At 66.1% G+C, this 10844-nt stretch carries 9 protein-coding genes; 7 read left to right on the forward strand and 2 right to left on the reverse strand.

Going from position 1 to position 10844, the window contains the following annotated elements:
• Nucleotides 1-2558: hypothetical protein (locus tag VFS34_08540; GenBank protein ID HET9794494.1), on the forward strand; the 2558-nt coding region annotated here is incomplete at its 5' end.
• Between the two features lie 58 nt (nt 2559-2616).
• Here the strand turns inward: VFS34_08540 and VFS34_08545 are convergent.
• Complete coding sequence (locus VFS34_08545) at nt 2617-3558, reverse strand: radical SAM protein (protein HET9794495.1); 942 nt, start codon at nt 3556-3558, stop codon at nt 2617-2619.
• Between the two features lie 53 nt (nt 3559-3611).
• Here VFS34_08545 and VFS34_08550 point away from each other — a divergent pair, with 53 nt between their 5' ends.
• Entirely contained in the window at nt 3612-4316 is a 705-nt protein-coding gene (locus VFS34_08550; protein ID HET9794496.1) for a ribonuclease H-like domain-containing protein, read from the forward strand.
• A 48-nt stretch (nt 4317-4364) separates the two neighbouring features.
• Nucleotides 4365-4694 (forward strand): PilZ domain-containing protein, encoded by a 330-nt coding sequence (locus tag VFS34_08555; GenBank protein HET9794497.1) that lies wholly within the window; start codon nt 4365-4367, stop codon nt 4692-4694.
• A 119-nt stretch (nt 4695-4813) separates the two neighbouring features.
• Here the strand turns inward: VFS34_08555 and VFS34_08560 are convergent, their stop codons facing one another.
• Entirely contained in the window at nt 4814-5278 is a 465-nt protein-coding gene (locus VFS34_08560) for a hypothetical protein (GenBank protein HET9794498.1), read from the reverse strand.
• 54 nt (nt 5279-5332) lie between these two features.
• Between VFS34_08560 and VFS34_08565 the strand changes: the two genes are divergently transcribed.
• The 4 genes from VFS34_08565 to VFS34_08580 form a co-directional block, all read left to right on the forward strand.
• The gene (locus VFS34_08565) at nt 5333-5893 is read left to right on the forward strand and encodes a dTDP-4-dehydrorhamnose 3,5-epimerase family protein (protein ID HET9794499.1); all 561 of its coding nucleotides are present in this window, start codon (nt 5333-5335) and stop codon (nt 5891-5893) included.
• A gap of 47 nt (nt 5894-5940) precedes the next feature.
• Complete coding sequence (locus VFS34_08570) at nt 5941-8265, forward strand: hypothetical protein (protein ID HET9794500.1); 2325 nt, start codon at nt 5941-5943, stop codon at nt 8263-8265.
• A 20-nt stretch (nt 8266-8285) separates the two neighbouring features.
• Complete coding sequence (locus VFS34_08575; protein ID HET9794501.1) at nt 8286-10271, forward strand: Ig-like domain repeat protein; 1986 nt, start codon at nt 8286-8288, stop codon at nt 10269-10271.
• Nucleotides 10272-10324: 53 nt separating this feature from the next.
• Nucleotides 10325-10844, forward strand: a 520-nt coding sequence (locus VFS34_08580; GenBank protein ID HET9794502.1) for an A/G-specific adenine glycosylase, incomplete at its 3' end; no start/stop codon positions are given.

Consider the following 10844-nt stretch of genomic DNA (forward strand, 5'->3'; position numbering starts at 1 on the left):
TGCTCGCTCCGGGAGTGAACGAGAACGGCCCCACCTCGAGCCTCGGAAGCGCCAGTCCGCACCCGGCAGTCATGATCTCGGGAGCCGTCTCTTACGAGAACCTCTTTCTCGTCGACGGCGTCGTCGTCAACGAGAATCTGCGCGGGCAGCCTCAGGACCTCTTCATCGAGGACGCGATCCAGGAGACGACGGTCCAGACGGGTCGGATCTCCGCGGAATACGGTCGCTTCCTGGGAGGCGTCGTGGACGTGGCCACCCGCTCCGGCGGGAACCGGCCTTCCGGCTCGTTCCGCACGACCTTTACGAACAGCGCATGGTCCGCGAACGACGCGTACGATCGGTCCCTCGGGGTGGACAACCGCGTCGACCACCCGGACGAGACCTATGAAGCGACGCTCGGGTTCCCGGTCTGGAAAGATCGCGTCTGGGCGTTCACCGCCGCCCGCATCGCCGATCTCGGCCAGTCGATGGAGACGCGCCCCCTCGCGCTCAGAGGAAACACCGATCCCGTCCCGATCCCGTACACTTACGGCCGCGACGAACGCCGGCTCGAGGGCAAGCTGACGACGGCGCCCGCGCCCGGGGTGAGTCTCGTCGCTTCCTACATCGACAACCGGCTGGATGAAACCAACTATGCCTTCAATCGGGCGATCCTGTCGACCGAATCGCTGATGCCGAGGACCCTGCCGAATTCCCTCCTGGCGCTGAACGCGACCGGCGTCGTTTCCGGGTCGCTCTTTCTGGAGGGCCAGTACTCCCGCCGGCGCTTCGAGATCGATCAGGGCGGCCCCGATTTCACCGATCCGGTTCGCGGAACGCACATCTTCGACTCGACCGGGTTCCGGCGCTTCGGCGCGCCGCAATTCTCCGGTCAGTCGCCCAGCCGCTTCGACAACGACACCTGGTTCGCCAAGGCCTCGACACTCGTGTCGGCCGGTTCGCTCGGAGAGCACGACCTGCGATTCGGCTACGAGCGTTTCGCCGAGACGAGCCTGGAACAGAACGACGTCAGCAGCAGCGGTTTCGTCGTCGACGAGACGCGCTCGATCGTCCGCGGAACGCAGGTCTTTCCGTCGTTCCAGAACGACGGAAGCACGACGATCGAGTGGCATCCGATCGTCTCGCCCGCCCGGGAGACCCCCATCGTCACGGACTCGGTCTACGTCAACGACCGCGTGCAGCTCGGCCGCCACTGGAGCGCGAACCTCGGGCTCCGCTGGGACAAGAACGACGCCCGGAGCAGCAGCGGCGCGCTCGTTTCCGATTCCGGCGCGTTGAGCCCGCGTTTCGACGTCCGCCTCGATCCGCGGGGAGACGGCCGCCTCCTCTTCGACGCGAGCTACGGAAAGTACGTCACCAAGATCCATCCGAGACTGGCCAACGCGGCCTCCTCCGCCGGCAACCCGGCGGATTTTGAGTGGAAATACGCCGGCCCCTGCATCAACTGCGACGTGTCCGCCCCGACCTCCGCGCTCCTCTCGAAAGACCAGGCGCTCGCGCAGCTTTTCGCGTGGTTCGACTCGATCGGCGGGACGGCGGGCATGCCGACCGCGGGCGCCTCTCTGCCCGGCTACTCGACGCGGATCGCCCCCGGCGGGCTCCGCTCGCCGTACGCGAACGAGATCTCCGCAGGGATCGAATCGGCGCTCGGCTCGAGCGGCTTCGTCCGGGTCGATGGGCTCTACCGCGACTACCGGGATCAATACAGCGGAACCATCGACACGACGACGGGACAGACCCCGCCGGACCCGTTCGGCAACGTCTACGACGTCGAGGAGATCGGGAACTCCGACCGGATCAAACGCCGCTACGCCGCCCTGCAGCTCCAGGCGCAGTACCGCTTCGGCGCGCGGCTGTCCGCCGCCGCCACGTACGCCTGGTCTCATCTGACGGGGAACTTCATCGGCGAGTACAACCGCAATTCCGCCACCTGGGCGCCCCTGAACGAATACCCGGAGTACAAGCAGGCACGGTGGAATTCGCCCTACGGCGACATCACCGGAGAGGGCATCTCCCCATTTTCTCCGGACGAGCGCCATCGCGCCCGGGCCTGGGCGATCTACCAGGTGCCGCTGCGGCGAGGCAACCTTTCCGTCAGCGCGCTCGAAGAATTCGACTCGGGCCTCGGCTACGAGGCCGTCGGATCGATCGATCCGCGTCCCTACCGGGTCAACCCGGGCTACGCCGACCCTCTCGGCAACGCCGGGATCCCCGGCACGGTGCAGTACTTTTTCACCCGACCCGGGAAGTACCGCACCGACGACATCACGCAAACCGATGTCGCTCTCGACTGGTCGCTGCCGGCGTACCGGAGCGCCGAGCTCTTCGTCCACGCCCAGGTTTTCAATCTCTTCAACCAGGCCGGGGTCGTCGCCGTCGACACGACCGTCCTCACCGCACGGAACGATCCGAAGGCTCTGGCTCCATTCGACCCTTTCAACGACAAGCCGAAGGCGGGGGTGAACTACCGCCTCGGCCCGAACTTCGGGAAGCCGACGAGCTCGGCCGACTATCAGTCCCCGCGGACGTTCGAGCTGGGGATCGGCGTCCGCTTCTGAACGTCGCCGGCGCGGTCCGGCCGAGTCAAGCGACTCTGTCGCTTCAACTCGGCCGCAATTACTTCGCGGAGTTCAGGAACCGGCGAAGCGGGTCCTTGACGTACGACGGAAGCTTCTGGGCGAGCATCCAGACGCGGTCGGTGACCGGCGGGGCGGCGGCCGGGTTCTTGAAGCATTCGGCGCAGCGCGGCAGCTTCGAAAAATCGTGGCGCTTGAACCCGTCCTCGATCACCGCCAGCATCGGGGAAGCCGCGATCTCCCGGATCGACTGGGTCTTGACGTTCCCGAGCGACTGGGTCGCGTCGTAGTCGTAGCAGCAATGGGAGACCTCGCCGCTCGCCAGGATCACGAACCACTGGTAAGGCGTCCCCTGGAAACAGCCGTAGTACGCCTGGTGGAGCTCGGTGACTTCCGACGTGTCGAGCCCTTCGCAGGTCTTCTGGGTGACGCGGGCCTGCGGGTACTTCTCGAGCGAGAAGAACTCCTCGAAATCGCGGTTCCTCTCGTGCTGCGTGAGCGGCGTCATCATCCGCTGGATCTCGACCCGGATCTTCTTCCCCTTCGAGAGCTCCAGGAACCCGCGGATGTTCTCGGCGACCTGCTCGAATTTCCCCCCTTTCCGGGAGACCGCGTACACCTGCGGCAGCAGCGTGTCGAGCGAAAGGATGATCCGCGAGAGCGAGCTGTCGAGGATCTCCTTCGACTTCTCCGGCGTCAGGAGCGAGGCATTGGTCGAGACGCAGACACCGGGAAAGAGATCGATCGCCTCCGCGAGCCGCTTGTACAGGAGGGGTTCGCCGAGTTCGTGGAGATAGCGCATCTTCAGGCCGAGCTCCCGCATCTCCGCGGCGACCTTCTCGACCATCCACCAGGGAGCGTCCTCGTAGGGTCGCTGGATGTCGTCCATCGGGCACATTCCGCACCGGAAGTTGCAGCGGCTCGTGAGCTCGAGGTTGAACTTCAGCGTACGCAGGCGCAGGCCGTGGCGGTCTCGGCTCATCGGGTCCCGGAAAACGCTCCAAAGCGCATCCGGGCATTTTATAATGCGGCGAGTTGAACACGGTCGTTTTCGACATCGAGACCGTGGGCGTCGATTGGGGCTCCCTCGACGACGCCCAGCGCGCCTACCTCCTGAAGAACGCCAAGAGTGAAGAGGAACAGCGGCTCGTCCCCGACTGGCTGTCGCTGTGGCCCATGACCGGAAAGATCGTCGTCCTCGCGATGCAGAACGTCGAAACCGGCCGCGGCCGCGTCTGGTACGAAAAAACCGACGGCCGACGGGAGGAAAAGTCGGAGGACGGGCTCTTCGATTACGTCGGCGACACCGAGGAGGCCTTCCTGGAAGAGTTCTGGAAGACGATGACGCGATTCGACCGCTTCGTCACCTTCAACGGACGCGGCTTCGACTGCCCGTGGATGATGCTCCGGAGCGCCGTCCACGGCCTCCGGCCGTCGAAGAACCTGATGGGGTATCGCTACTCGGTCCGCCCGCACGTCGACCTCCTCGAGGTGCTCACGTTCTTCGGCGCGGGGGGATCCGCGGCGAGGAAGTTCAACCTGGACTTCTTCTGCAAGACGTTCGGGATCGCGAGCCCGAAGGAACAGGGGATGGACGGATACTCCGTCGGACCGTATTATCGGGACGGCCGCCTCGCGGAGATCGCGCACTACTGCCGCCGGGACGTCGAGGCGACCGCGGCGCTTTTCCGGAAGATCGAGTCGACGCTGCTGCCGCTGATGGACAACGGCCGGGGGTGAACCGGCCGGAACTGCGCCGCGCCGAGTCGCGGCAGGAAGGGGAACCGAATGTCGGAAAGAGCGTCCCGCCGGGTGCGCGTTCTCTGCCCCGCGCACTTTCGCATCGAAGAGGCGGAGCCGCCGTCGTTCGCGACGGTCGTCGTGGTGAACGAGCGCGGCCTCTACCTCGCCACGCCGAACACGCTTGCCCCGGGTAGCGAGATCGACCTTTCGATCTCTCTTCCCGGGGAAAGCTCCCCCTTCCGCTCGAAGGCGAAGGTCGTGGACGCGTTCCCCACGATTCCCACCGGAAGCGGGCGCGTCCCGGGAATGGGATGCGCGTTCCTGCAGCCGCCGATGGAGCTGGTGAACGCCATCCACAACCTCACCCAGTTCTAATCCGCAGCGCTCACGCCCGTGAGCGCGAAGGATGAAATCCCGAAGCCCGACCGCGGGAGATCTCCCGTTCCGGGAGAGCGCGGACGCGGATGCGACCTCGCCGCGCTTCGCGGCAGCGCCTAGTCCGATTTCGCCTTGATCAGCGTGAGTTTGTCGAACTGCAGGATCACGGCGACGAGAGGATCGTTTCCCGTCCCCGAGGAGAGCTGGGTGATCGCCACGGGAACCGCGCCGTCGACGCGCCAGTCGATGAGGAGCGTTCCCTCGTTGTCGATGCTCTGGATCTCGACCGACTTCGGCGCGACCGTTCCGCCCGCGCCGGCGTCGTTGAGCCACCCCTGGAGCGCGTTCAGCCCCTTCGGCGTGAGGTTGATCGTCAGGCGAGGCGCGCCGGCGGGCGCCGCGATCACGCGCGGCGAATACGCGATCGACGCGTTGCGCTCGAAGTCGATCGCGAAGCTCGTGATTCCGGGGGTTTCGCCCCCGTCGATCAGCATCCGGAAGTTCTTCGGAAGAGGGTTGCCCGTCTGCGCCGACACGGCGGCCGCAAGGGCGAGGACCAGCGGGACGAAACGGAGCTTCATCGGGGGCCTCCGCGCGAATCGTAGCACCGGGACCCGTCCTGTAGAATCGCCGGCATGCCGATATCCAAGAACGACATCGCCGACGAGCACGTCGGCGTCCCGAAGAGCTACGGACCGAAGACGCCGATCGAGGGCGTTCGCGTCCAACGCCTGACCCGGATCGTCGACGACCGGGGCTTCTTCCTGGAGGTTTACCGCAACGGCGCGTCCGGCGACCACGGCCGCGACCTCGCGCGTTTCTGGGAAGGGGTCGTTCCGGCGCAGCTCAATTTCTCGATCGTGAACGCGGACGACCACATCAAGGGGCTCCATTACCACCTCGCCCAGGAAGACATCTGGTTCTGCCCTCCCCCTTCGAAGATCAAGATCGTCCTCTACGACGTCCGCAAGGCCTCGCCGACTTTCCGGAAGACGCAGGTGATCGTCGCCGGAGACGGAAACGACGTCGTGGTGCGGATTCCCGAAGGGGTCGCGCACGGATATCGGCCTCTCACCAATCCCTGCTCGCTCCTGTACGTCGTGACGAAGACGTTCGACCTCGCCGACCCGGACGAGTACCGGATCGCCTGGGACCACCCCGACGTGAAGGACCTCTGGGAGATCCCGAACGGGTAAAGATCTATAATCCGTCAGTCAGGGAATCAATTTCCCAGGAGGACAAAATGACGACGGATCGGGGTAAGTGGACGAAGTCCATCTACAGGGCATTGGTGTGCCTGCTCGCGGCAGGGGCGCTCGGAGGAGCCGAGCCTTCGTTCGCCGGTTTTGCGTCGAAGGAGACGTTCCTGCCGGCGGTGGGGCGGATTCCGGGCAAGTTCGGCGCCCAGTTCTACACGACGATCTGGGCGACGAACCTGACCGGATCGACCGTTCACTTCACGTTCGAGTTCCTCAAGGAGGGGCAGGCCAACACCTCACCGGCCTCGTTTACCGACACGCTCGCACCCGGCCAGACGAGCGTCTACGAGAACGTCGTCGAAACCAAGCTCGGGCTCGTCAATGCTCTCGGCGCGGCGCGCATCACCTCCGACGGAGAGATCCTCGTGGCCGAACGCATCTACAACCAGGAGCCGGGCGACGATCTGGACAAGACGGAAGGTCTCTTCTTCTCCGGGATGCCGAAGGGGTTCTCGATCGCGCTCGGCCAGTCGGCCTCGATCCAGGGGATCGACCAGGGAGGAACCGAGAACTTCCGGTACAACTTCGAGCTGGTCGAGACGGGAGGCGCCTCCACCACGGTTCACGTCGTGCTCTACGACGGCGACGGGCAACCCCTCGGGTCCAACGACTACCTCCTGCAGCCCTACGAGCAGATCCAGCCGAATGTCGACGATCTTGCCGCCAACCTCGCGACGACCAACGCGCGGATCACGGCGACGGTGACGGCCGGAGCCGGGTCGGTACTGCTGGCCGGCGCGCAGGTCGCCAACGTCTCGCAGGACTCCTCCGGATTCGAGATGAGCTTCCGCGACGATCTGCTGGGTGGCGGCGGGGGCGGCGGGACCGCCGGCGTCACGAGCTTGAACGGCCTGACCGGGGCGCTCACGATCGCCCACGGCGCCAACACGACGGTCAATGTCAATGGAAGCACGATCACGATCGACGCAGTATCCGGGTCCGGAACCGGTCTGACCGCCGTTGCTCACGACAACTCGCTCGCCGGGAGCGGCACGGTTTCCGTTCCTCTGGGAATCGCGCCGGGCGGCGTCGGCAATGCGCAACTCGGCGGGGGCGCCATCACGGCTCCCAAGATTGCCGCCGGCCAGGTTGTCACGAGCGTCAACGGCCTCCATGACGGCATCACCCTCACTGCCGGCTCGAACGTCACCCTGACACCTTCCGGAAATACGCTCACGATCGCCGCCTCGGGAGGCGGCGGAGGGTTGACGCTGCCGTTTTCGGGCACGACGTCGTCGAGCTCTCCCGGCTTCTACGTGACGAACACCGGTTCGGGCAGCGCAGTTCAGGGCAGCGGTCAGGGCAACGGCGCGGGCGTCTATGGAAACAACTCCGGCAGCGGGTCAGGAGGCTATTTCTACGGAACCGGCGGCCAGGGAGTCGTCGCCCAGAGCGCGAACAACCACGGTATCGAGGGGGATGCCGGAACACCGGGCAAAGCCGGAGTGTACGGTTCCGGAAACAGCTACGGTGTTTGGGGGACAAGCAGCGCCACGCTGGGAGCGGGCGTTTATGGCAGCAGTCCCTCCGGCACGGGTGTCGAAGGTGTCGGTGGATCTAATGACTATGCCGGCGTTACGGGTATCAACACCGGCAACGGGCCGGGCGTCTTCGGTAACGGCGAAAATGGCGTAGGAGTATGGGGACAAGGCACTACTTACGGGGTTTATGGGATCAGCTACCTCGGCGGCCTTGGCGTGTACGGCAAGAGCAGCGGCAGCGGAATCGGCGGCGCCGCGATACGGGCCGACGGCGCCGGTATCGGCCTCTTCGCCACGAACAACAGCTCCGACGCCACGATCGTCGCCACGAACGCGACGAGCGGCGACATCTTCAGAGGATTCGCCAACGGCGGCACGCTCGTCTTCGTGGTGACCGGAGCGGGCAACGTCAACGCGCATGGAACGTTCAACGCGGGCGGCGTGGACTACGCCGATCGTCTGCCCGCCGCAGCGGGACTCGAGCCCGGCGACGTCGTCGCGATCGGCCCGGAAGGGATTCTGCAGAAGTCGAACCGCGCCAACGACGCGGCGGTCGCCGGCGTGTACTCGACCAAGCCGGGCGTCGCGGGTCGCCGCGAGTCCGAGCAGCGCCCGACCGTGCCGGTCGCGCTCGCCGGAGTGATCCCGGTCAACGTCACCGCGGAGAACGGGGCGATCGCGGCCGGCGATCTCCTCGTCTCATCCTCGACGCCCGGCCGCGCCATGAAAGCTCCGCCATCTCCCGCCCCCGGCACCGTCATCGGCAAGGCGATGGAACCGCTGACGTCCGGATCGGGCTCGATCGAAATGCTTGTCATGCTCCGCTGACGAATTCACAGGAGGAGAACATGCGTCGCTCGATCGTTCTCAGGTTCCTTGTCCTGGCGACCCTCGTGGCCGGCCTGTCGGCACGTGCCCTTCGCGCCGGCCCCTGGATCGAGACCGCCCGGCTCGTTCGCGCGGGGGGCATGGCCGGCGACGAGTTCGCTCCGACCGTCGCGATCGACGGCGACGTCGCGGTCGTCGGAACGTTCAGCGGATCCGTCTTTGCCGTGGTCTTCCTTCACTCCGGGGGTTCCTGGGTGCAGGCCGCCGAACTGGTCCCGAGCGATGGTCCGTTCGCCGAGGGCCTCGCCCATTCCGTCGGAATCTCCGGCGACACGATCGTCGTCGGCGCGCCGGACGCGACGGTCGGCGACCTCGCGATGGAGGGTAAAGCTTATGTCTTCGTCCGCCCGAGCGGCGGATGGGCAGGCACTCTCTCCGAAAGCGCGCAGCTCGGAAACTTCTCCCTCGCAGATTCGACCGGACCAGACTCTTTCGGAATTTCGGTTTCGATCAGCGGAACCACGATCGTCGCCGGAGGGCACACCAGTCTCGGCAACGGCGGTCTGGCATTCGTGTTCACGATGCCCGACGCGGGCTGGTCCGGAGCGATTTCTCCTTCCGCGATCCTCTATCCGCCGGGCGGAGGGTTTGCGGGAGCATCGGTCGGGATATCAGGGGACGTGGTCGTTGCCGGGGCGCCCGCGGCAAACGCCGGCGACGGAGAAGCCTACGTCTGGGTGAAACCGTCAAGCGGCTGGTCCGACATTCTCGAGGAATCCGCGGACCTTCTTCCGACGTCACCGTTCCCGGGCGGCGAGTTCGGGCACGCCGTCGCGATCGACGGGACGACCGCGGTCGTCACGAGCCCGTTTGCACAATACACGAATTCCGACAACGAGGATACGCGCGTCGCGTACCTCTTCGAGCGACCATCGACGGGCTGGGCAGGAACCCTGAGCGAAACCGCACGGCTGGTTCCGACGGCGGGAAAGCTGAACTGGCCGGACGCCTTTTTCGGTCAATCCCTCTCGACTGCGGGCGGCACCGTCGTCGTCGGAACCCCGGGCCTGAGAGTCTTTGCTTTCTCGGGGAACGATGGAGGCGCATTCATCTTCCAGAAACCCCCTTCCGGGTGGTCGGGAGACGTCGGTGAGCAGGCCAAGATCCTCCGTGTCGACGACAGCGCCCGGCAGAGTCTCCTCGGTCAATCCGTATCGATATCGGGAAGCACGATTCTGCTGGGCGCGCCCTTCGAAAACGTGGACGGTAATGCGCTCGAGGGCGCCGCGCACGTCTTCGAGCCCGGCTTGAATCCGACAGTGACCGCCTCGTTTTCCCCGGGGGGCGTCCTGACCTATCAGCCCTCAACGCTTTCTCTCACGGTCACGAACCCGAACACGACCGGCTTCATTTGGAACCTCACGATCGGCACGCCGACATTTCCGGCGAATCTCTTCATCGCCGAGACCCCGGACGCTTCGACCACGTGCGGAGGATTCTTCGACTTCGGAAGTACGGCGGGCGACGATCAGCTCCTCCTGGAAGGAGGCGGCGTTCCGTTTCCGGCGGGGGGAACTTGCACGGTCTCGGCGAGCGTGTCGAGCGGAACCTCCGGCTCGTACACGACAGCCGCGCTTCCGGTGTCCTGCGATCAGGGCTGCGATGGCGTCGGAAGCGGTCCCGCGACGCTTCTCGTCCGCCTCCGCTTGACGCAGATCCGCTTCCTCGTCGAGGGCCCGGTCCGCGTCGCGCCCGGCGTTCCGGTCGAGTTCACGTTCCAGGTCGATCCGCTGCGCGAGTCGCCCGTCGCGCCGACCGGGGAAGTCGTCGTTTCCGATAGCGCCGGGCACAGCTGCCGATCCGACGTGTCCGTGTCGGGAGAGGGATCCTGCACACTGACGTTCGGTGCCCCGGGAAATTATCGCGTTCGAGCGGAGTACCTGGGGAACCTGTCGTTCGGCTCGAGCACGTCTCCGCCGAAGGTTGTCCAAGTGGGCGGCGGCTAAAGGCTCCCGGTCGGTCACCGGCCCGCGAGGGGCTTTGCTACGATCGCCGCCCGATGTCCGGCGGCGATCGTCTTCGTTCGAAGCTCCTCGCCTGGTTCGACCGCGAGAAGCGCGAGCTCCCGTGGCGGGGAACGAATGATCCTTACGCGATCTGGGTGTCCGAGGTCATGCTCCAGCAGACGACGGTCCAGACCGTGCTCCCTCGCTACGCGGAATTCCTGCGGAGGTTCCCGACGGTCGAGGCGCTCGCCCGCGCGCGTCCCGACGCCGTCCTCGCCGCCTGGTCCGGGCTCGGGTACTACGCGCGCGCCCGCAATCTCCACCGGGCGGCGCGGCTCGTCGTGGCGCGACACGGCAGCCGCCTGCCGGACAACGAGGAAGAACTCCGCTCACTCCCCGGCATGGGCGAGTACATGTCGCGCGCCGTCGCCGCCATCGCGTTCGGGCGTCCGACCCTCCCGATGGACGCGAACGTTCGCCGGGTCGTCTCGCGGCTCTTCGCGACGGCGGAACCGGAGAGCCGGGTTGGCGACGTCGTCTCCGCGCGCCGTCCCGGAGATTCGGTCGCCGCGA

The sequence above is a fragment of the Thermoanaerobaculia bacterium genome, from assembly GCA_035717485.1.
In the GTDB taxonomy this organism is placed as follows: Bacteria; Acidobacteriota; Thermoanaerobaculia; order UBA5066; family DATFVB01; genus DATFVB01.

Coding starts and splice junctions, on each gene's coding strand:
- VFS34_08545 (HET9794495.1), bottom strand. CDS start 3,558: ATGAGCCGAGACCGCCACGGCCTGCGCCTGCGTACGCTGAAGTTCAAC.
- VFS34_08555 (HET9794497.1), top strand. CDS start 4,365: ATGTCGGAAAGAGCGTCCCGCCGGGTGCGCGTTCTCTGCCCCGCGCAC.
- VFS34_08560 (HET9794498.1), bottom strand. CDS start 5,278: ATGAAGCTCCGTTTCGTCCCGCTGGTCCTCGCCCTTGCGGCCGCCGTG.
- VFS34_08565 (HET9794499.1), top strand. CDS start 5,333: ATGCCGATATCCAAGAACGACATCGCCGACGAGCACGTCGGCGTCCCG.
- VFS34_08570 (HET9794500.1), top strand. CDS start 5,941: ATGACGACGGATCGGGGTAAGTGGACGAAGTCCATCTACAGGGCATTG.
- VFS34_08575 (HET9794501.1), top strand. CDS start 8,286: ATGCGTCGCTCGATCGTTCTCAGGTTCCTTGTCCTGGCGACCCTCGTG.